General features: G+C 71.6%; 17 protein-coding genes. 10 read left to right on the top strand and 7 right to left on the bottom strand.

What is annotated here, in order from left to right; genetic code table 11:
* Window positions 1-228 precede the first annotated feature (228 nt).
* The 4 genes from ACIGQF_RS11145 (at window position 229) to ACIGQF_RS11130 (ending at window position 4724) form a co-directional block, all read left to right on the top strand.
* Window positions 229-1197: a TraR/DksA family transcriptional regulator gene (locus ACIGQF_RS11145; protein WP_399708093.1), complete on the top strand. Its 969-nt coding sequence runs from the start codon at window positions 229-231 to the stop codon at window positions 1195-1197.
* Between the two features lie 148 nt (window positions 1198-1345).
* Window positions 1346-1948 (top strand): signal peptidase II, encoded by a 603-nt coding sequence (gene lspA, locus ACIGQF_RS11140; RefSeq protein WP_399708091.1) that lies wholly within the window; start codon window positions 1346-1348, stop codon window positions 1946-1948.
* Window positions 1949-2072: 124 nt separating this feature from the next.
* The gene (locus tag ACIGQF_RS11135; RefSeq protein WP_399708090.1) at window positions 2073-3014 is read left to right on the top strand and encodes an RluA family pseudouridine synthase; all 942 of its coding nucleotides are present in this window, start codon (window positions 2073-2075) and stop codon (window positions 3012-3014) included.
* A gap of 135 nt (window positions 3015-3149) precedes the next feature.
* Window positions 3150-4724 carry a Na+/H+ antiporter gene (locus tag ACIGQF_RS11130; RefSeq protein ID WP_399708606.1) on the top strand — a complete coding sequence of 525 codons (1575 nt, stop codon included), beginning with the start codon at window positions 3150-3152 and terminating at the stop codon, window positions 4722-4724.
* Between the two features lie 18 nt (window positions 4725-4742).
* On the opposite strand, the gene ACIGQF_RS11125 is transcribed toward ACIGQF_RS11130, so the two are convergent.
* Window positions 4743-5840 carry a mechanosensitive ion channel family protein gene (locus ACIGQF_RS11125; RefSeq protein ID WP_399708603.1) on the bottom strand — a complete coding sequence of 366 codons (1098 nt, stop codon included), beginning with the start codon at window positions 5838-5840 and terminating at the stop codon, window positions 4743-4745.
* 94 nt (window positions 5841-5934) lie between these two features.
* Between ACIGQF_RS11125 and ACIGQF_RS11120 the strand changes: the two genes are divergently transcribed.
* The gene (locus ACIGQF_RS11120) at window positions 5935-6525 is read left to right on the top strand and encodes a dienelactone hydrolase family protein (protein ID WP_399708600.1); all 591 of its coding nucleotides are present in this window, start codon (window positions 5935-5937) and stop codon (window positions 6523-6525) included.
* 39 nt (window positions 6526-6564) lie between these two features.
* Here the strand turns inward: ACIGQF_RS11120 and ACIGQF_RS11115 are convergent, their stop codons facing one another.
* The 5 genes from ACIGQF_RS11115 to ACIGQF_RS11095 form a co-directional block, all read right to left on the bottom strand.
* The gene (locus ACIGQF_RS11115) at window positions 6565-8217 is read right to left on the bottom strand and encodes an alkaline phosphatase D family protein (protein ID WP_399708088.1); all 1653 of its coding nucleotides are present in this window, start codon (window positions 8215-8217) and stop codon (window positions 6565-6567) included.
* Window positions 8218-8309: 92 nt separating this feature from the next.
* The gene (locus ACIGQF_RS11110; RefSeq protein WP_399708086.1) at window positions 8310-9155 is read right to left on the bottom strand and encodes a thioredoxin domain-containing protein; all 846 of its coding nucleotides are present in this window, start codon (window positions 9153-9155) and stop codon (window positions 8310-8312) included.
* A 128-nt stretch (window positions 9156-9283) separates the two neighbouring features.
* The gene (locus ACIGQF_RS11105; RefSeq protein ID WP_399708084.1) at window positions 9284-10117 is read right to left on the bottom strand and encodes a thioredoxin domain-containing protein; all 834 of its coding nucleotides are present in this window, start codon (window positions 10115-10117) and stop codon (window positions 9284-9286) included.
* 97 nt (window positions 10118-10214) lie between these two features.
* Entirely contained in the window at window positions 10215-10877 is a 663-nt protein-coding gene (locus tag ACIGQF_RS11100) for a hypothetical protein (protein ID WP_399708597.1), read from the bottom strand.
* A gap of 82 nt (window positions 10878-10959) precedes the next feature.
* Window positions 10960-12294, bottom strand: a complete 1335-nt coding sequence (locus ACIGQF_RS11095) for a DUF2252 domain-containing protein (protein ID WP_399708082.1) — start codon at window positions 12292-12294, stop codon at window positions 10960-10962.
* Between the two features lie 233 nt (window positions 12295-12527).
* On the opposite strand from ACIGQF_RS11095, the gene dnaE reads away from it, so the two are divergent.
* Entirely contained in the window at window positions 12528-16070 is a 3543-nt protein-coding gene (dnaE, locus tag ACIGQF_RS11090; protein WP_399708080.1) for a DNA polymerase III subunit alpha, read from the top strand.
* Window positions 16071-16159: 89 nt separating this feature from the next.
* Here dnaE and ACIGQF_RS11085 read toward each other — a convergent pair whose 3' ends face one another.
* Entirely contained in the window at window positions 16160-16333 is a 174-nt protein-coding gene (locus tag ACIGQF_RS11085; protein WP_399708079.1) for a hypothetical protein, read from the bottom strand.
* 275 nt (window positions 16334-16608) lie between these two features.
* On the opposite strand from ACIGQF_RS11085, the gene ACIGQF_RS11080 reads away from it, so the two are divergent.
* From ACIGQF_RS11080 to ACIGQF_RS11065, 4 genes are all read left to right on the top strand, one after another.
* Window positions 16609-17934, top strand: a complete 1326-nt coding sequence (locus ACIGQF_RS11080; RefSeq protein WP_399708078.1) for an NYN domain-containing protein — start codon at window positions 16609-16611, stop codon at window positions 17932-17934.
* A 64-nt stretch (window positions 17935-17998) separates the two neighbouring features.
* Complete coding sequence (locus ACIGQF_RS11075; RefSeq protein WP_399708076.1) at window positions 17999-19024, top strand: ABC transporter ATP-binding protein; 1026 nt, start codon at window positions 17999-18001, stop codon at window positions 19022-19024.
* 37 nt (window positions 19025-19061) lie between these two features.
* The gene (locus ACIGQF_RS11070) at window positions 19062-19886 is read left to right on the top strand and encodes an ABC transporter permease (RefSeq protein WP_399708074.1); all 825 of its coding nucleotides are present in this window, start codon (window positions 19062-19064) and stop codon (window positions 19884-19886) included.
* A 77-nt stretch (window positions 19887-19963) separates the two neighbouring features.
* On the top strand, window positions 19964-20659 hold the full coding sequence (locus ACIGQF_RS11065) for a DUF2567 domain-containing protein (RefSeq protein WP_399708073.1): 696 nt from the start codon (window positions 19964-19966) through the stop codon (window positions 20657-20659).
* The last annotated feature ends 88 nt before the right edge of the window (window positions 20660-20747 follow it).

Below are 20747 nucleotides of genomic sequence, written 5' to 3'. Positions count from 1 at the left end.
CGCGGCGGAATGCGACAGGCGTACGGCGGTGCCGCGACACCCCCTGTCGGGCGTCCGATGACGCCGGATTATGGGCCCGGGAGCGGGGCACAACGGATGCAGGCCGGGCTCCCGGGGCGGGAGCCGGACGGTGGAGGGCGGTGCGTCCCGTTGCCGCGTGCTGTGAGTCGATTTATCGTTCCGGTCACGATTCGCGAGCATGATCACATACGTGAAGGGACCGCGGCCATGGTGGCGAAAGAGACCGCCGCGCACGACAGCACGGCGGGGCCCGGGCGGGACGTGCCGGACGGCGGGACGTCCGCCGAGGGGGCCGCGGCGGAGCGGACGGCGACCGGTAATCCTCCGGCCGGTGAGGGCGCGGCGGAGTCGGGTACGGGGCCGCCCGTGAGAGAAGCCGGGACGAAGAAGACCGCGACCGGGAACCCTCCGCCGGAGGAGACCGTTTCCGGTGCGGCGCCCGCGAAGCGGACGGCGTCGAAGAAGGCAACGGCGAAGAAGACAGCCGCCAAGAGGACGGCGGCCAAGAAGACGGCGAAGAAGGCCGCCGCGAAGAAGACCGCGGCGGGACGCACAGCGGCAGCGGAGGCCGCGGCGGAGGACGCCGCGGCCGACACGTCCGCCGGCACGAGCACGGCCAGGAAGGCTGCACCGCCAGAGGGGGCGGTGCCCGCGAAGAAGACGGGAGCCAAGACGGTGGTGGCGAAGAAGACTCCGGGCGGGGCCCCGGCCGCTGCGCTGGACGACAGCGAGCAGACGGCCGGCGGGACGGCCCTGCCCAAGGCGCGTAGCGGCCCGGCGTCCGCCGCCGAGCTGCCCGTACGGCCGGGCGAGGACCCGTGGTCGGAGGCCGAGGCCGAGGAGGCCCGGTCGATGCTGCGGGCGGAGCAGGACCGGCTGCGCAACGAGATCCGGTCGTCCGAGGACGCCATCGCGGGGCTGATGCGGGACTCCAGCGACAGCACGGGCGACGAGGCCGACACCGGTTCGAAGAACATCACCCGCGAGCACGAGATGGCGCTGGCCTCGAACGCCCGCGAGATGCTGCTGCAGACCGAGCGGGCGCTGGAGCGGCTGGACGCCGGCACGTACGGCCTCTGCGAGAACTGCGGCAAGGCGATCGGCAAGGCCCGGATGCAGGCGTTCCCGCGGGCCACGCTCTGTGTGGAGTGCAAGCAGAAGACCGAGCGCCGCTAGCGGCCGGGCCGGGGCCTTCGTGCCCCGGCCCCGCGTCCGTACCGCCCCGGGTACCCCGTACTCGCCTGCGGCCGACCTCCGTGCCGTACCCTCGAACCTCAGCCAGGCGCGGCCTGGCCGGGGAAACGACGGGCCGAGGGACTCACACGTGGCAGAGGCGGAGCGCATCACCGGTACGCCGGAATCCGGGCCGGAGCCCGGGCAGGGGGACGGCGGAGAGACCGAGCGGGGCGCGGCGGAGGCGGGCGCCACGGCGACGCAGCCCAAGCGGCGGCGGATCACCGCGCTGCTGGTCGTCGCGCTGATCGTGTACCTGCTGGACCTCGGCAGCAAGCTGCTGGTGGTGGCGAAGCTGGAGCACCACGCGCCGGTCCAGGTGATCGGGACGCTGCTCCAGTTCGAGGTGATCCGCAACCGCGGGGCCGCCTTCAGCATGGGCGAGGCGCTGACGATCTTCCTGACCCTGATCGCCGTCGCGGTGATCGTGGTGATCTTCCGGGTCGCCCGCAAGCTCTACAGCCTGCCCTGGGCGATCGCCCTCGGCCTGCTGCTCGGCGGCGCCTTCGGCAACCTCACCGACCGGCTCTTCCGCTCGCCGGGCGTCTTCCAGGGCGCGGTGGTCGACTTCATCGCCCCGGCGCACTTCGCGGTCTTCAACCTCGCCGACTCCGGGATCGTGTGCGGCGGCATCCTGATCGTGCTGCTCTCCTTCCGCGGCCTGGACCCGGACGGGACGCTCCACAAGGACTGACGCCGCGTCCGGCCACGAGGATCTACGGTCCGGCCACAAGGACCGACGCCGCGTCCGGGCAGGGTTTTCCACAGGCGGGGGCGGGGCCGACGGGAGCGTCCTGCGGGACTGCCATACTCGTGGGGTGAGCACGATTCCCGAGATCCGCACCCTGCCCGTACCGGACGGCCTGGAGGGCGAGCGCGTCGACGCCGCGCTGGCCCGGATGTTCGGCTTTTCCCGTACGAAGGCGGCCGAGCTGGCCGCCGCCGGCAAGGTCCGGGTGGACGGGGCCGAGGTGATGAAGTCCGAGCGGGTGCACGGCGGCGCCTGGCTCGAAGTCGAGATGCCGCAGGCCGCGGCGCCGGTGGAGATCGTCGCCGAGCCCGTGGAGGGCATGGAGATCGTTCATGACGACGACGACATCGTCGTGATCATGAAGCCGGTCGGCGTCGCCGCGCACCCCAGCCCGGGGTGGAACGGCACGACCGTCATCGGCGGCCTGGCCGCCGCCGGGTACCGCATCTCGACCTCCGGCGCCGCCGAGCGCCAGGGCATCGTGCACCGCCTGGACGTCGGTACGTCGGGCCTGATGGTCGTGGCGAAGTCGGAGCGGGCCTACACCTCCCTGAAGCGGCAGTTCAAGGAGCGCGTCCCCGAGAAGCGGTACAACGCGCTCGTCCAGGGCCACCCGGACCCGCTCAGCGGCACGATCGACGCCCCGATCGGCCGTCACCCGCAGCACGACTACAAGTGGGCGGTCACCGCCGACGGCAAGCCGTCCGTCACGCACTACGACCTGGTCGAGGCGTTCCGCGCGGCCAGCCTGCTGGACATCAAGCTGGAGACCGGCCGTACGCACCAGATCCGGGTGCACATGTCCGCGCACCGCCACCCCTGCGTCGGCGACCTGACCTACGGCGCCGACCCCACCCTCGCCAAGCGCCTGGGCATCTCCCGGCAGTGGCTGCACGCCGTGCGGCTGGGCTTCGAGCACCCCGGGGACGGCCGATGGGTGGAGTTCGAGAGCGAGTACCCGGAGGACCTCCAGCGGGCCCTGGACCGGGTGCGGGCCGAGAGCGCCTGAGGCCGGCGGCCGGCCGGTGCGGCCGCCCCCGGCGGTCCCGCCGACGGGCGTTTCCCGGAGTTCATGGCAGGCTTGATCAGTGATCGACTGATTTCGAAGCTCCGGAGCGTGCCTGCCGTGGACCAGCTGGCCCTGATGTTCGTCCTGCTGCTGGGGGCCGTGCTCATGGTGCCCCTCGGCGACCGGCTGGGACTCCCGTCACCGGTGCTGATGACCCTGGCGGGCGCCGTGCTGGCCCTGCTGCCGTTCGTCCCGAACGTCCAGGTGCCGCCGGAGTTCATCCTCCCGCTGCTGCTGCCGCCCCTGCTGTACGCGGCGGTGCAGCGCACGTCCTGGCGCCAGTTCACCGCCAATATCAGGCCGATCTTCCTGCTCGCGGTGGCGCTGGTCTTCGCGACCACCGCCGCCGTCGCCGCCGTCGCGCACAGCGTCGTCCCCGGCCTGCCGGTGGCCGCCGCCGTGGCGCTCGGCGCGCTGGTGGCGCCGCCGGACCCGGTCGCCGCGACCGCCGTCGCCGGCAAGCTCGGCCTGCCCCGCCGTCTGGTGTCGATCCTGGAGGGCGAGGGTCTCTTCAACGACGTCACCGCGATCGTGCTGTACCACGTGGCGCTGGCCGCCGCGGTCTCCGGCGAGTTCTCCGCACCCTCCGCCGTCGGCCAGCTGCTGCTCTCGGCCGTGGTGGCCATAGCGGTCGGCGTGGTCCTCGGCTGGCTGGCGAACAAGCTGATGGAAGTGGTCGACGACGCGACGCTCCAGGTCGGGCTGACGCTGCTGGTGCCGTTCGTGGCGTACGTGCTCGCCGAGGAGCTGCACGGCTCGGGCGTGCTCGCGGTGCTCACCGCCGCGCTCTTCCTCGCGCACTACGCCGCGGACGCCGACGACGTGATGGGCCGGCTCGCGGGGCACACCTTCTGGGAGGTCGTCGACACCCTCGTCACCGGCGTCGCCTTCGGCCTGATCGGCCTGGAACTGCACAACATCTTCGGCACCGCCGCCGGGCACTGGCAGCAGCTGCTGGGCGCCTGCGCCGCCGTCATCGGGGTCGTGGTGGGCCTGCGGCTGCTGTGGCTGCTGCCCGCCGCGTGGCTGGCGCAGCGGCTGCACCGGCACCGGATCGCGGAGGAGATCCCCACCAGCTGGCGGGAGACCATCGTCATGTGGTGGTCCGGGATGCGCGGGGTGGCGTCGGTGGCGCTGGCGCTGGCCATCCCGTTCGAGGTCGACGGCGGCGGGCCGTTCCCGGCCCGCGACGAGATCCTCTTCATCGCCTTCGCGGTGGTGCTGGCCACCCTCGTCGTGCAGGGTCTGACGCTGCCGTTCCTGGTCAAGCGGCTGGGGGTGCGGGCCGACACGGACGCCGAGGACGCGCTGGAGCGCGAGCTCGCGGTCCGCGTGGTCAAGGCCTCCAAGCGGCGGCTGAAGGAGATCGTGTCGGAGGAGGAGCTGTCCGACGAGGTCGTCGAGCGGCTGTCCCGGAGCACGTACGAGATGGGCGCCCGCATCTCGCCGGACATCGTGGACGACGAGCGGCGCGAGGGCTACGACAAGCGCATCGCCCGCGTGAAGAAGGTCCAGCGCATCCAGAGCGAGCTGCTGTCGGCCGCGCGCCACGAGGTGCTCGCGGCTCGCAGCGAGCCCGGTTCGGACCCGGAGGTCGTCGACCGGGTGCTGCGCCATCTCGACGTCCGCAGCCTGCGCACGCCTTCCTGAGCGGCCCCTGGAGAAACGCTACTTGTCCAGCGTGGGCCGGGACCGCCCGTCTGCGGGCTCCTCCAGGACGGGCTCCTCCAGCACGGGTGCTGCCGCGGTCGAGATGCGCGGCAGCGCGTACGGGTGCGCGTCCCGCAGCCAGGTGATCATCTGCTCGCGCACCTCGCAGCGGACCGTCCAGATCGCATCCGCGTCCCGGGCGGTCACCAGCGCCCGCACCTCGATCGTGCTGGGGGTGGTGTCGGTGACCACCAGGGTCTGCGCCCGGCCGTCCCAGGAGTCGGAGTTCTTCAGGATCTCCTGGAGCTTCTCGCGCATCTCCTCGACGGGCGCGCGGTGGTCGAGCTGGAAGAAGACGGTGCCGGTCATCTGCGCGCCGCCGCGCGACCAGTTCTCGAACGGGCTGCTGGTGAAGTAGGAGACCGGCATGGTGATCCGGCGCTCGTCCCAGGTCCGTACGGTCAGGAAGGTCAGGGTGATCTCCTCGACCGTGCCCCACTCGCCCTCCACCACGACGGTGTCGCCGATCCGCACCATGTCGCCGAAGGCGATCTGCAGGCCCGCGAAGAGGTTGCCGAGAGTGGACTGGGCCGCGACACCGGCGACGATGCCCAGTACACCGGCCGAGGCCAGCATCGAGGTGCCGACCGCCCGCATCGCGGGGAAGGTCAGCAGCATCGCGGCGACGGCGACCACCGCGACCACCGCGGTGACCACCCGCTGGATCAGCGTGACCTGCGTACGGACCCGGCGGACCCGGGCGGCGTCCCGGGCGCCCGCCGCGTACCGGGAGTACGAGGACTCCACGATCGCCGCCGAGACGCGGATCGCCAGCCAGGCGGTGGCGGCGATCAGGACCAGGGACAGCAGCTGGCCGATTCCGGCGCTGTGCTCATCGATGATCTTGAGCTTGGTGCGGTCGAAGGTGCCGCGCAGCAGCGCCGTCAGGAGCACCACCTGGAGCGGGATCCGGCAGCGCCGCAGCAGGCCCCACAACGGGGTGTCCGGGCGCGCGGCATCGGCCCGGCGCATCGCCAGGTCGGCCGCCCACCCCAGGGCGAGCGTGAGGGCGACGGAGCCGCCCACGACGGTCAGCGGACGCAGTACGTCCTCCATGGACACGTGATCCCTCCTGGTCGGGGTCCGCTTCCTGTCGACCGTAACTGGCACGATGGGAGGAGTGCGATCCATCGACAGGGAAGTGAAACCAGTGACCGGCTCCGCGGCGACTCAAACCGTCATTCTGTTCCATTCTGTGTACGGGCTGCGGCCGGCCGTACAGGCGGGTGCCGAGCGACTGCGTGCCGCAGGGCATGAAGTGATCGTTCCCGACCTGTTCGACGGGCGCACCGCCGACACCATCGAGGACGGCATCGAGATCAAGGACGAGATCGGCAAGGACGAGCTGCTGCGGCGCGCGGTGGTGGCCGCGGCCCCGTACTCCGACCGCGGCCTGGTCTACGCGGGCCTGTCCTTCGGCGGTTCCGTCGCGCAGAACCTGGCGCTGGCCGACGCCAAGGCGCGCGGCCTGCTGCTGCTCCACGGCACCTCCGACATCGCCGACGACGCGGCCGTGGACGACCTGCCGGTGCAGCTGCACGTGGCCGACCCCGACCCCTTCGAGCCGCACGACTGGCTGAACGCCTGGTACCTCCGCATGCAGCGGGCCGGCGCCGACGTCGAGGTCTACCGCTACCCGGGGGCCGGGCACCTCTTCACCGACGACGGGCTGCCGGACCACGACAAGGAGGCCGCCGAGGGCGCCTGGAAGGTCGGGCTGGGCTTCCTCGCCGGCCTCTGAGCCCCGGGGCGCCGCCGGCGGCCGTGCACGGGCTCCCGCTCAGGCGACCGGCCCGTCGGCCCGCTCCATGCGCTGGGTGCCGCTGAGCGTGCGGTACGAGCGCGCCAGTGACGTCGTGGCGTTCCGGTCCGCCTTGTCGGAGACGACGTAGTAGTCCATCTGCGTGCGCTCGGCCGTGACGTCGAGGACGCCGTAGCCGTGGCTGTCCATGTCCACCCACTTCACATGGCGGTTGGCGGTCCGGACCGCCGCGGCGGCGGGCAGCGACAGCGTGTGCGGCGCGACGTGCAGGGTGTCGTCGAGGTTGTCGGAGGTGACCGAGGTGACGACGAATTCGGTGGCCACCGGTGCCTGGGACGGGTACGTCGCGGCCTTGAGCGGCACGTCGTTGGCCCAGGACATGTGGATGTCGCCGGTGAGGAAGACGGTATTGCCGATGGACCGGTCGCTGAGGTGCGTCAGCAGCTCGCGCCGGTCGTCGGTGTAGCCGTCCCACTGGTCGGTGTTGATGGCCAGCCCCTCCTTGGGCAGGCCCAGCACCTCGGCGAGCGGCTCCAGCAGATGGGCCGGTACGGAGCCGAAGGCCACCTGCGAGATCATCACGGAGGTGCCGACCAGCCGCCAGGCCGTGGCCGACCGTTCCAGCCCGGCCTTCAGCCAGTCCAGCTGTGCCCGGCCGGTGAGCGTGCGGCTCGGGTCGTCGGCCCGGCCGCTGCCGATCGGCGCCTGCTCGTCGCGGAAGCTGCGCAGGTCCAGCAGGTGCAGATCGGCGAGCGTGCCGAACTGGAGGCGGCGATAGGTGGTGCCGGCGGTGGACGGGCGCACCGGCATCCACTCGAAGTACGCCTGCTTGGCCGCGGCCATCCGCGCCGCCCAGTCGCCCTCGGTGTCCGGCGTGTGGTTCTCCGCGCCGCCCTTCCAGGCATTGTCGGCGAACTCGTGGTCGTCCCACATCGCGATCACCGGGTGCGCGGCGTGCATCGCCAGCGTGTCCGGGTCGGCCTTGTGGACGCCGTGCCGGATGCGGTAGTCGGCCAGGCTGATGATCTCGTGGCCGGGGGAGTGCGGCCGGACCACGTACTTCAGGGCCGGGTACTCGCCGGTCTTGTACTCGTAGAGGTAGTCCCCGAGGTGCAGCACCGCGTCCAGGTCGGTGCGGGCCGCGAGGTGCCGGTACGGCGAGAAGTACCCGGACTCCCAGTTGGCGCAGGAGACGACGCCGAAGCGGAGGTTGCGGACCGCGGAGCCGGCGGCGGGCGCGGTGCGGGTGCGGCCCACGGGGGAGTGGATGCCGAGCGTGGTGAAGCGGAACCAGTAGGTGGTGGCGGGCGAGAGGCCTCGTACGTCCGCCTTGACGGTGTGGTCGGTGGCCGCCGAGGCGGTCGCGGTGCCCCGCGCGACCACGTCGGTGAAGCCCTTGTCGGCGGCCACCTGCCAGCCCACCTCGACGGCCGGGCCCTTGCCCGAACCGGGCAGGGCGTCGGCGGCGGGGGTGACGCGGGTCCACAGCAGGATGCCGTCGGGCAGCGGGTCGCCGGAGGCGACGCCGTGCTGGAAGGGGGCCACCGCGGCGGCCCTGTCGGTCCGGTCGGCGGCGCGCGCGGTGGCGGCGGTGCCGAGGGGCAGCAGGGCGGCGGTGGCGGCTACGGCCGTGACGGCGGTACGGCGCGAGATCTGGTCATGATCGGTCACGGCCGATCACCCTACTGGCTGGTAAGTGACTTCAGGGGTACGGATTCCATCGAATTCATGAACCCGCGCCCCTGGTCACCGCAGGCGGCGCGTCACTTCTCCGCCGGGCCGAACTCCTCGTCGATCATCTTCTTGAAGTTGGCCTGCGCGAGCTTGTTGTACTGCTCCTGCGTCATCTGCTGCTGGGGGATCGGCGCCATCGTCAGCTTCTTGTCCCCGTGCATGAAGGTCGGGGTGCCCTTGACGCCCTTGCGGCCGAACAGCCCGGCCATCTCCATCGCCCAGCGGTCGTACGTGCCGTCCTTGACCGCCCGCTCGAACTTCGCGTCGCCCTTGAGCTCGGGCACCTGGCCGGCGACCTTCAGCAGCGCGGAGTCCTTGGCGTAGGTGTCCACGCTTTCCTCGGGGTGGTTCTTCAGCGAGTACAGCGCCTCCTTGTAGTGGAGGAACGCCTCGGGGCTCTTGTCCAGCGCGGCGCCCAGCGCGCTCAGCGCGTTCTTGGAGCCCTCGCCGCCGCCCATGTCGTCGATGAAGGCGTACATCGTGAAGCGGGCCTTGTAGCGGCCGTCGTCGATGTCCTTCTGGAGCACCTTGCCGGTGGACTGCTCGAAGGCGGCGCACGCCGGGCAGCGGATGTCCTCGAACACCTCCAGGGTGTCCTTCGCGCCCTTGTCACCGATGACGATCTCGGTGCCGTTCTTGCCCTGGGTGTGCGCGGGCCGCACCAGCTTCGCTTCCTTGGCGGCTTCCCAGCCGGTGGGCTCGTTGGCCTTCATCACGGCGTAGCCGATGCCGCCGGCGATCACCAGGACGCCGAGCACACCGCCCGCCACGACGAGCTGACGGCGGAGCCTTGCGCGCTTCTTCTCCCGCTCCCGTTCCGCGCGTATGCGCTCCCGGGCTGCGGACTTGGCGGCCTGGCTGTTGCGGTTGCTCATGCGGTCCCCTCCATGGCGGGGAGTCTGCCACGGGGGCCGGCCGGCGCGAGGTCAAGATTCGGCAACGGCCGGCGGACGTACGGGACGTATGCCGCCCGTGCCTCCGCCGGCCGTCACCGGTGCGTCCGCTACTTCTTGAGGTTCTTCTCCACAAGGGAGTTGAAGACGGCAGCCGTGGACGGCGCGCTCTGTCCGTCGGCGGAGAGCAGCTTGTCGTTCAGCTTGATCGTGGGCGTGCTCCGGACGTCCTTCGCGTTGTTGAACGCGTCCGACATCGTCAGCGCCCAGCGGTCGTACGTGCCGTCCTTCAGGGCCTTCTGGAACGCCTTGTCGCCCTTGAGCTCGGGCACGGTGTCCGCGACCTTGATCAGGTACGCGTCGTCGGCGAACTTGTCCGGGCCGGTCTCCTCGGGGTGGTACTTCTTCGAGTACAGCGCGTACTTGTACTTCAGGAACGCCTCGGGGCTCTTGTTCAGCGCGGCGCCCAGGGCGCTCACCGCGTTCTTGGAGCCGGTGCCCTGGAGGTTGTCGTCCAGGAACGTGCCCAGGTGGAAGGTGGCCTTGTACTTGCCGTCGGCGATGTCCTTCTCGACCGTCTCGCCGACGTTCTGCTCGAAGTTGGCGCAGCCGGGGCAGCGCGGGTCCTCGTACAGCGCGAGGGTGTTCTTCGCGCCCTTCTCACCGATGGTGACGGTCGTGCCGTCGGCGCCGGAGGTGTTCGCCGGCTTGACCAGCTTGGCGCTCTTGGCCTTGGCCCAGGTGTCCTCCGGGCTGCCGTCGTCACCGCCGCCGGAGTTGGCGACGGCCAGGCCGATGCCGCCGGCGATGGCCAGCACCACGACGATCGCGCCGCCGACCGTCAGCTGACGGCGCACCTTGTCCTTCTTGGCCTGCCGCTCGCGCTCGGCGCGCAGCCGCTCACGCGCTGCCTGCTTGTTGGCCTGGCTGTTGCGGTTGCTCATGATCGGGTTGCTCCTGGGGTCTGCTGTACCGGGGCGGCGCCGGAGACGGCGTGCCGTGCCCCGTACGGAAAGGGGAGGGGACCGGTGGCTCGCGGCGTCAGGCCGCGAGGGAGCAGGCCGGAGGTCCCCGGCGGACGACGCAGTGCACGAGCAGGGGGAGGGAGCGCGGGGGCGCGGCGGCCCTCACGGGCGGTACGGCCCGGCGGCGCGGGGCGCGGCCGGCGCCGAGCACCGCGACCGCGACCAGCAGCGGCCGCAGCGCGAAGACGGCCAGCGAGCCCAGCAGCCGCTCCAGCGCGGCCTCGCCGCGCCGCAGCCAGGCGGCGGCCAGCAGCCCGACCGCGACGTGCGCGGCGAGCAGCAGCAGCCAGGTGGCGGCGGGGGCCGGGTGGTGGCCGGTGGCCCGGGCCAGCGGGGTGCCGACGTCGCCGCCGCGGCAGAGCAGGTCCACGCCCAGCGAGCGGAGCGGGCCTGCGACGGGGCCGCCGGCCATGCCGTAGCAGGCGTGCTGGCCGACGCTGAAGACCGTGTCGGCGGCCAGCTCCAGCGGTACCAGCAGGGCCGCGATCGGCCCGAAGCGGCGCTCCCGGCCCGCCAGCGCGTACGCGAGCACGAAGACGACGGCGGCGAGCGCGGCCACCGTCGTCAGCGGCAGCGGCATCCGGGAGAGCAGCACATGGGAGGCGGTGGACAGCGTGACGCACAGCGCCGTGAAGAGCGCCGCACGCAGTGCCCTCAGGTGTGCCGCCGAAATGTCCATCGAAATCGAGTCTGCCATGGGGCGGAGTAAGCGCCGCTTAAGGGGGTTCTGTGAATCGGGGCCCGGGACCGGGCCCCGCGGATCACAGACCCGGGATGCGGCCGTTGCGGAAGAGGTCGACGAAGATCTGGTGGTCGCGGCGGGCCCGGGAGCCGTAGCCGTGCGCGAAGTCCACCAGCAGCTCGGCGAAGCCCTCCTCGTCGGCGGCGATGGCCGCGTCGATCGCGCGCTCCGTGGAGAACGGCACGAGCGAGTGGCCGCTCTCGTCGTCCGCCGCCGCGTGCATCGCGGCCGTCGCGCGGCCCAGGTCGGCGACGACCGCCGCGATCTCGTCGATCTCGTCGATGTCGGACCAGTCCAGGTCGACGGCGTACGGCGAGACCTCGGCGACCAGCTGGCCGCTGCCGTCCAGCTCGGTCCAGCCCAGCCACGGGTCGGCGTGGGCCTGCAGCGCGCGCTGGGAGATCACCGTGCGGTGCCCCTCGTGCTGGAAGTAGCCGCGCACCTCGGGGTCGGTGACGTGCCGGGAGACCGCCGGGGTCTGTGCCTGCTTCATGTAGATCACGACGTCGTTCTCCAGAGCGTCGCTGTTGCCCTCCAGCAGGATGTTGTACGAGGGCAGGCCCGCCGAGCCGATGCCGATGCCGCGGCGCCCCACCACGTCCTTGACGCGGTAGGAGTCCGGGCGGGCGAGGCTGGACTCCGGCAGCGTCTCCAGATAGCCGTCGAACGCCGCGAGGACCTTGTAGCGGGTCGCCGCGTCCAGCTCGATGGCGCCGCCGCCGGGGGAGAAGCGCCGCTCGAACTCGCGGATCTCCGTCATCGAGTCCAGCAGCGCGAAGCGGGTGAGCGAGCGGGCGTCGCGCAGCGCGTCCAGCAGCGGACCCTGGGCGGTGTCCAGGGTGAAGGGCTGGACCTCGTCGTCCTTGACGCCGGCGGCCAGGGCGTGGATGCGCTCCCGGTAGGCGGCGGCGTAGGTGCGCACCAGGTCGGTGATCTGCTCGTCACTGAGCGCCTTGGCGTACCCGATGAGCGCCACGGAGGCGGCGAAGCGCTTGAGGTCCCAGGTGAAGGGGCCGACATAGGCCTCGTCGAAGTCGTTGACGTTGAAGATCAGCCGGCCGGTGGCGTCCATGTACGTGCCGAAGTTCTCCGCGTGCAGATCGCCGTGGATCCACACCCGGGAGGTCCGCTCGTCCAGGTACGGGCCGGTGTCCTTGCCCTTCTCCAGGTCCTTGTAGAACAGGCAGGCCGTGCCGCGGTAGAAGGCGAACGCGGAGGCGGCCATCTTGCGGAACTTCACACGGAAGGCCGCGGGGTCGGCGGCCAGCAGCTCCCCGAAGGCGGTGTCGAAGACGGCGAGTATCTCCTCGCCGCGCTGGGCGGCGTCCTGCGCCGGGGCGTGCTGGGTCGACATCGCTGGCTGCCTCCTGGGGCCCGTGCGGGGGCCATCTGTTTTCGGACGGATGTTCCGTGACTGACAACGCGCGAGGCTACCTGCGCGTGCCCGCCCGTCGCCCGACCACCACCCCTCATCGAGGCGCTGACGCGCCGCCGGTCCGATTCCGAACGCCTCGATTGTCAGCCCGGAGTCGTAGACTTCCAGACCGTCCACCCCTCTTCCGTCGAAGCTCCCGGAGGTCCTCCGCCGTGGCCAAGCCGCCGTTCACGCACCTGCACGTTCACACCCAGTACTCGCTGCTGGACGGTGCCGCGCGGCTCAAGGACATGTTCAAGGCCGCCAATGAAATGGGCATGACGCACGTCGCCATGTCCGACCACGGCAACCTCCACGGTGCCTACGACTTCTTCCACTCCGCGCAGAAGGCGGACGTCACGCCGATCATCGGCATCGAGGCGTACGTCGCCCCGGAGTCCCGGCGGACCAAGCGCAAGATCCAGTGGGGCCAGCCGCACCAGAAGCGTGACGACGTCTCCGGTTCCGGTGGTTACACCCACAAGACGATCTGGGCGGCGAACAAGACCGGTCTGCACAACCTCTTCAAGCTCACTTCCGACGCCTACGCCGAGGGCTGGCTGCAGAAGTGGCCGCGGATGGACAAGGAGACCATCTCCCAGTGGTCCGAAGGCCTGATCGCGTCCACCGGCTGCCCCTCCGGTGAGCTGCAGACCCGGCTCCGCCTGGGGCAGTACGAAGAGGCGAAGAAGGCGGCGGCCGAGTACCAGGACATCTTCGGCAAGGACCGGTACTTCCTGGAGCTGATGGACCACGGCATCGAGATCGAGCGCCGGGTCCGCGAGGACCTGCTGAAGATCGGCAAGGAGCTGGGGATTCCCCCGCTGGTCACGAACGACTCGCACTACACCTACTCGCACGAGGCGAGCGCGCACGACGCCCTGCTGTGCATCCAGACCGGTAAGAACCTGTCGGACCCGGACCGCTTCCGCTTCGACGGCACCGGCTACTACCTGAAGTCGACGGAGGAGATGTACGCCATCGACTCCTCCGACGCATGGCAGGAGGGCTGCGACAACACCCGGCTGATCGCCGACATGATCGACACCACCGGGATGTTCGAGAAGCGCGACCTGATGCCGAAGTTCGACATCCCCGAGGGCTACACCGAGGTCACCTGGTTCAAGGAGGAGGTCCGCCGGGGCATGGCGCGCCGCTTCCCCGGCGGCGTCCCCGAGGACCGGCAGCGGCAGGCCGAGTACGAGATGGACATCATCCTGCAGATGGGGTTCCCGGGATACTTCCTGGTCGTCGCGGACTTCATCATGTGGGCGAAGAACAACGGCATCGCGGTGGGCCCGGGCCGTGGCTCCGCGGCCGGCTCGATCGTCGCGTACGCCATGGGCATCACCGACCTCGACCCGATCGAGCACGGGCTGATCTTCGAGCGGTTCCTCAACCCCGAGCGTGTCTCCATGCCCGATGTCGACATCGACTTCGACGAGCGTCGGCGCGTCGAAGTGATCCGGTACGTCACCGAGAAGTACGGCGCCGACAAGGTCGCCATGATCGGTACGTACGGCAAGATCAAGGCGAAGAACGCGATCAAGGACTCGGCCCGTGTGCTGGGCTACCCGTACGCGATGGGTGACCGCCTCACCAAGGCCATGCCCGCCGACGTCCTCGGCAAGGGCATCGACCTGGACGGCATCACCAACCCCGAGCACCCGCGCTACAGCGAGGCGGGCGAGATCCGGGGGATGTACGAGAACGAGCCGGACGTGAAGAAGGTCATCGACACCGCCAAGGGCGTCGAGGGCCTGGTCCGGCAGATGGGTGTGCACGCGGCCGGCGTGATCATGTCCAGCGAGCCGATCGTCGACCACGCCCCGCTGTGGACGCGGCACACCGACGGCGTGACGATCACGCAGTGGGACTACCCGCAGTGCGAGTCGCTCGGCCTGCTGAAGATGGACTTCCTGGGCCTGCGCAACCTCACCATCATGGACGACGCCCGGAAGATGGTGGAGGCCAACAAGGGCGTCAAGCTGGACCTCCTGGAGATCCCGCTGGACGACCCGAAGACGTATGAGCTGCTCTGCCGCGGTGACACGCTCGGCGTCTTCCAGTTCGACGGCGGTCCGATGCGGTCGCTGCTGCGCCAGATGCAGCCCGACAACTTCGAGGACATTTCCGCCGTCTCGGCCCTGTACCGGCCGGGCCCGATGGGCATGAACTCCCACACCAACTACGCGGAGCGGAAGAACGGCCGCCAGGAGATCACGCCGATCCACCCGGAGCTGGAGGAGCCGCTCAAGGAGGTCCTGGGCCTCACCTACGGCCTGATCGTCTACCAGGAGCAGGTCCAGAAGGCCGCCCAGATCGTCGCCGGGTACTCCCTCGGCGAGGCGGACGTCCTCCGCCGCGTGATGGGCAAGAAGAAGCCCGAGGAGCTGGAGAAGAACTTCGTCCTCTTCCAGGCGGGCGCCCGGAAGAACGGCTTCTCGGACGAGGCCATCCAGGCGCTGTGGGACGTGCTGGTCCCGTTCGCCGGCTACGCGTTCAACAAGGCGCACTCCTCCGCGTACGGCCTGGTCACCTACTGGACCGCGTACCTCAAGGCGAACTACCCGGCCGAGTACATGTCCGCGCTGCTCACCTCGGTGCGCGACGACAAGGACAAGTCGGCGGTCTACCTGAACGAGTGCCGCAAGATGGGTATCAAGGTCCTGCCGCCGAACGTCAACGAGTCCGAGGCGAACTTCGCCGCCCAGGGCGACGACGTGATCCTCTTCGGCCTCTCCGCGGTCCGCAACGTCGGCACGAACGTCGTCGACGCGATCATCCGCAGCCGCAAGGCCAAGGGGAAGTTCTCCTCCTTCCCCGACTACCTCGACAAGGTCGAGGCCGTGGTCTGCAACAAGCGCACCACCGAGTCGCTGATCAAGGCCGGCGCCTTCGACGAGATGGGCCACACCCGCAAGGGCCTCACCGCGCACTACGAGACGATGATCGACAACGTCGTGCAGGTGAAGCGCAAGGAGGCCGAGGGACAGTTCGACCTCTTCGGCGGTATGGGCGACGAGGCGGACGACGGCGGCCCCGGCTTCGGCCTGGACGTGGAGTTCTCCGACGTGGAGTGGGACAAGACCTACCTGCTCGCGCAGGAGCGCGAAATGCTGGGTCTGTACGTCTCCGACCATCCGCTGTTCGGCCTGGAGCACGTACTGTCCGACAAGGCGGACGCGGCGATCGCGCAGCTCACCGGCGGCGACTACTCCGACGGCTCGATCGTCACCATCGGCGGCATCATCTCGGGCCTCCAGCGCAAGATGACCAAGCAGGGCAACGCCTGGGCCATCGCCACGGTCGAGGACCTGGCAGGCTCCATCGACTGCATGTTCTTCCCGGCCACCTACCAGCTGGTCTCCACCCAGCTCGTCGAGGACGCGATCGTCTTCGTCAAGGGCCGCCTGGACAAGCGCGAGGACGTCCCCCGCCTGGTCGCGATGGAGATGATGATCCCCGATCTCACGGACGCCGGGACGAACGCGCCCCTGACGATCACCATCCCGACGCTCAAGGTCACCCCGCCGCTGGTCGAGAAGCTCGGCGACGTGCTGAACCAGCACCGCGGCTCCACGGAGGTGCGGATCAAGCTCCAGGGCACCCGCAAGACCACCGTGCTGCGCCTGGACAAGCACCGTGTCACCGCCGACCCCTCGCTCTTCGGCGACCTGAAGGTGCTGCTCGGCGCCTCCTGCCTGACCGGCTGAGCGGCCGGCGGACCGTACGCACGGGGCGCGCCCGGGAGCTTTCCCGGGCGCGCCCCTTTCTGTCGCGCTACCGCCGCACCGCGGCCGCGTCAGTTGTGCCCGAAGCGGCGCTCCCGGTGCTTGCGGGCCACGTCGCCCGGGGTCGCCTCGACGGCCGACTTCGCCTGTGCCTCCATCGCCGACTTCTGCGCCTGCTGCTGTCCGCGTTCGGCCTGGGCGGCGCCGGACTTCTGACTGCGGTCACGGTTCTTGTTCTTGGCCATGTCCGTGCCTCCTGAAGGGGAATCCTGGGATCGGGGCCGAAGCCAGAGTTACACGCCGGGCAAAAGGCTGCATTTCGGGCAATTCTCTTGGGTGAGGCGGAGTGTCGGCGGCGAGATCCGGGTGCCGGCGGCGTAAAGCGCCACGCCGATGATCGAGTTCCGGCAGATAACCCCCGCCCGGTCGGGCAGACTCGAAGAAAGCCGAAGACACCTCAGCCATCAGGCCGAGCCGGGGGGCGACCGGACTGCAGGACCTCAAGGGAAGAGGGTGCAACGTGGATCGCTGCGTCGTCCTGGTGGACGCCGGATACTTGCTCGGCGCCGCCGCGAGCCTGCTGGCCGGCGAGCCCGCCCGGTCCCGGATCACCGTCGACCACGCCGCCCTCATCCAGGGCCTGCGGGAGCGCGCGGAGGCCGACACCGAGCGGCAGCTGCTGCGCATCTACTGGTTCGACGGCGCCCCCGACCGGGTGCCGCAGCCCGAGCACCGCAGGCTGCGCGTGATGCCCCGGGTCACCGTACGGCTGGGCGCCCTGACCCGCAGCGACGGCCGCTGGGCACAGAAGGGCGTGGACGCCGCCATGCACGCCGAGCTGACCGAGCTGGCCCGTAACCGCGCCTGTTCCGACATCGTCCTGGTCACCGGCGACGGCGATCTGCTGCCCGGCCTGATGTCCGCCAAGGAGCACGGCGTCGCCGTCCACCTCTGGGCCGTCCAGGCCGCCGACGGCGACTACAACCAGTCCGAGGACCTGGTCGCCGAGGCCGACGAACGCCGCGTACTGGACCGCGCCTGGATCACCCGCGCCGTCCGCGCCAAGGACATCAGCGGAGTCTGCACCCCCGCGTCCGTACCGCGCACCGAGATCGCCGCGATCCTCTCCGCGCCGCTCCCGGAGTCCGCCGTCGCCGCGGCAGCGGCCGCCTCCGCTGCCGACCGGGACCCCGGCGACCGCCCCGAACGCAACGGCACCGCCCGACCGGGCCCCATCCCGCGCTCCGGCGCGCCCGACGGCGCGGCGGCCGCCGCCCCGGTCGGCGCCGACGGTGCCTGCGTGGTGGACCGGAACGAGGAGGCGGCGGCCGGCGCGGGCGGCAGGGGCGTGCCCACCCCCAAGGACCTGGCGGGCCTCGGCAAGAACCACACGCCGCCCGCCGGCACGCCGGTGCCCGCCGCCGCGACGCTGCGCTGGTCCTCCGACAAGGGCTGGATGGAACGGACCGGCGGGCCGGTCGGCGAACCCCCGGAGACCGCCTCGCTGCCCACACTCGCCCAGCTGACCAGCCCCGAGCAGCGCTGGGCCGACCGCGAGGAGGACATCACCGCGGTCGGCGGCGACCCCTTCGAGGTCGGCCAGGTTTTCGCCCGCCGCTGGACCGAACGGCTCAGCGACACCGCACACCTCCAGCAGCTCTCCACGGAGTACCCGCGCATCCCGCACCGCATCGACGGCGAGCTGCTGCGCTACGCCGCCCGGTTCGGGCTGCTGGCGCACAAGGACGACCAGATCGACGAGCACGACCGGTACGCCATCCGGGCCGGGTTCTGGCGCGAGGTCGACCTGCGGACGGCCGCCGAGCACGCCCCAGCGGCCGACTGACCGGGCCGCCCGCCGGACGCCCCGCGGACTTCGGGCCCGCGGCGGGCGCGTACCCTCGTTCCTCGTGAGGACGGGCACACAGACGGGCACACGACGGGCCGCGGACGGCGGGACCGTGGTGGCCGTGCGGGATCTGGTCAAGACGTATCCCGCGGTGCGCGGGCGCCGCGGCGCCCCCGACGTGCCCGCCGTACGTGCCAGCGACGGCATCGCGCTGGACATCGGGCGCGGCGAGATCTTCGGCCTGCTGGGGCCCAACGGCGCCGGCAAGTCCACCCTGGTACGCCAGCTCACGGGCCTGCTGCGGCCCGACTCCGGCAGTGTGACCGTGCTGGGCCACGACATCGTGCGCCACCCCGAACGCGCCGCCCGGCTGCTGGGCTACCTCGGCCAGGAGACCACCGCGCTCGACGAGATGACCGTGGCGCTCGCGGTGGAGACCACCGGGCGGCTGCGCGGGCTGGAGACCCGGGCCGCGCGTGCCGAGCGCGACGCCGTCCTCGACGAGCTGGACCTCGGCGGCATCGCCGGGCGACCGCTGAAGAAGCTCTCCGGCGGACAGCGGCGGCTGGCCTGCTTCGCCACCGTCCTCGTGGGCGAACGCCCGCTGCTCGTCCTGGACGAGCCGACGACCGGCATGGACCCCCTGGCGCGGCGCGCCGTGTGGGCGGCCGTCGACCGGCGGCGCGCCGAGCGCGGAGCCACCGTCCTGCTCGTCACCCACAACGTCATCGAGGCGGAGACCGTGCTGGACCGGGTCGCGGTGATCGACCGCGGCCGGGTCATCGCCTGCGACACGCCCGGCGGGCTGAAAGAACTGGTGGGCCAGGAGGTACGGGTGGAACTGGTCTGGCGCGACCGCCCGCCGCTGGAGGTACCCGAGGTCGCCCGGCTCGGCGAGCACGCGCGGCAGAGCGGCCGGCGCTGGACGCTGCGGATGGCGCCGGACGAGGCGCGTGCCGCGGTGGCCGCGGTCACCGGCGGCCCCGCGTTCGCCGCGCTGGACGATTTCACCCTTGCCACGCCCAGCCTGGAGGATGTCTACCTCGCCCTGGGCGGGCGGACTGAGGAAGGCTTGGTGAAGGCGTGAGGGCGGCCCGGCCGGAACGGAAGAGGAGCGGCGCGGCGTGACAGTGGTTCCTGCGGAGGCGGTGACCGGCAAGCGGGCCGGCACCGGGGCCCGCGACGTCCCGGCGGCGGCCGAACTGGCGCCGCGCGCACGACTGCGCCCGGCGCTGGCCGCCGTCTACCGCGCACAGCTCTCCCGGGCCCGGGTGGCCCGCATCCCGCTGCTGTTCGTCGCCACCTTCCAGTCCGTCGGGATCATGGTCCTGATGCGCGGCGTGGCGGACGGCCCCGACGAGGCACGGGCCGTGGTCGCCGGGTCCAGCGTGCTGGTCGTGGCGTTCGTGGCGCTCAACCTGCTCGCGCAGTACTTCGGCCAGCTGCGGGCCTGCGGCGGCCTGGACCACTACGCCACGCTGCCGGTGCCGCCCGCCGCCGTGGTGCTGGGCGCGGCCGGCGCGTACGCCTCCTTCACCGTCCCCGGCGCCGTGGTCACCGCGGTGGCCGGCAGCGTCCTCTTCCAGCTGCCGCTGGCCAACCTCTGGGTGCTCGTCGCCGTCATCCCGCTCTCCGGCGCGGCGCTGTCCGGCCTGGGCGCCGCGCTCGGGCTGCTGGCGCCCCGCCAGGAGCTGGCCACACTCCTCGGCCAGCTGGGCATGTCGGCGGCGCTGCTGCTCGGCGTGCTGCCCGCCGGCCGGCTGCCCGCCGTCATCGGCTACGCGCGCGACCTGCTGCCCTCCACGTACGGCGTGGAGGCGCTGGCGCACAGCTTCGACGCGCACCCGGACTGGCTGCTGATCGGTGTCGACCTCGGTGTGTGCGCGGCCGTCGGCGTGCTCTCGCTGTCCGTGGCGACCTGGGCGTACCGCCGGGCGGCAGTACGGTGACCGGGCGGAGCGGGGCGACCGGCCCGGAGGAGCGTCCTGCCGCCGGTGGGAGAGCCGGGACCTGGCACGATGGCGGGGTGAGTGCACCGCTGACACCGCCCGACCGCCCGTCGAACCAGCAGCCGGGGGACACCCGTGACCCGTGGGCCCGGCCCGCGACCGAGGAGGACCACGTGCCGACGTCCCCGCAGGAGTACGGCGGGTCCGACGCCCGCCCCCTTGACGGGGACGGCGGCCCGGGCCTGCGCGTCGAGCTGCGCGAGGCCCTGCTGATCGTGCTGGTCACGACGGTGTGCGGGGCGCTGTTCGGGGTGCTGTGGGCATGGCTGGCGCCGCACGTTCCGCTGATCTCGGACGGCAAGGCCGTCTATCTGAAGAACGCCGAGGGCGAGGAGTCGATCGGCGCCGACGGCACGTTCCTGCTGCTCGGGCTGGGCCTGGGCGTGGTGAGCGCCGCGCTGGTCTTCCTGTGGCGGCGGCGCGGCGGCGTGCCGCTCGTGGTGGCCCTGGTCGTCGGCGGCCTGCTGGCCTCGGTGCTCGCCTGGCGGATCGGGATGCTGCTCGGGCCGGAGCGGGACGTGGTCGCGCAGGCCAAGGCGGCCGGCAAGGGCATCGCCTTCGACGCGCCGCTGCGGCTCCAGGCCAAGGGCGCGCTGCTGGCCTGGCCGATCGGGGCCGCGCTGGCGAATCTCCTGCTGACCGGGGCTTTCGGCCCGCGCGACCCGGAGCCGTTCGTGCCGGACTGGCACGCGCCGCAGCCGCCCCGGGACTGACGTACCGGGTGACCCGCCCACGCGTGCCGGCCACCCGGGAGCGCCGTCCTCAGCCGGTCACGCCGGCCGACGGCCGTGGTTGGCCCGG

Origin of the sequence: Streptomyces sp. NPDC053560 (assembly GCF_044544605.1) — a bacterium.
In the GTDB taxonomy this organism is placed as follows: Bacteria; Actinomycetota; Actinomycetes; order Streptomycetales; family Streptomycetaceae; genus Streptomyces.
Note: the sequence above shows the minus strand (reverse complement) of the source record. Positions and strands in the feature narration are given on the sequence as shown.

Excerpts from the sequence above, each read along its gene's own strand:
- ACIGQF_RS11145 (WP_399708093.1), top strand. The coding sequence starts at position 229 with ATGGTGGCGAAAGAGACCGCCGCGCACGACAGCACGGCGGGGCCCGGG.
- ACIGQF_RS11130 (WP_399708606.1), top strand. The coding sequence starts at position 3,150 with ATGTTCGTCCTGCTGCTGGGGGCCGTGCTCATGGTGCCCCTCGGCGAC.
- ACIGQF_RS11125 (WP_399708603.1), bottom strand. The coding sequence starts at position 5,840 with ATGGAGGACGTACTGCGTCCGCTGACCGTCGTGGGCGGCTCCGTCGCC.
- ACIGQF_RS11110 (WP_399708086.1), bottom strand. The coding sequence starts at position 9,155 with ATGAGCAACCGCAACAGCCAGGCCGCCAAGTCCGCAGCCCGGGAGCGC.
- ACIGQF_RS11105 (WP_399708084.1), bottom strand. The coding sequence starts at position 10,117 with ATGAGCAACCGCAACAGCCAGGCCAACAAGCAGGCAGCGCGTGAGCGG.
- ACIGQF_RS11100 (WP_399708597.1), bottom strand. The coding sequence starts at position 10,877 with ATGGACATTTCGGCGGCACACCTGAGGGCACTGCGTGCGGCGCTCTTC.
- ACIGQF_RS11095 (WP_399708082.1), bottom strand. The coding sequence starts at position 12,294 with ATGTCGACCCAGCACGCCCCGGCGCAGGACGCCGCCCAGCGCGGCGAG.
- ACIGQF_RS11085 (WP_399708079.1), bottom strand. The coding sequence starts at position 16,333 with ATGGCCAAGAACAAGAACCGTGACCGCAGTCAGAAGTCCGGCGCCGCC.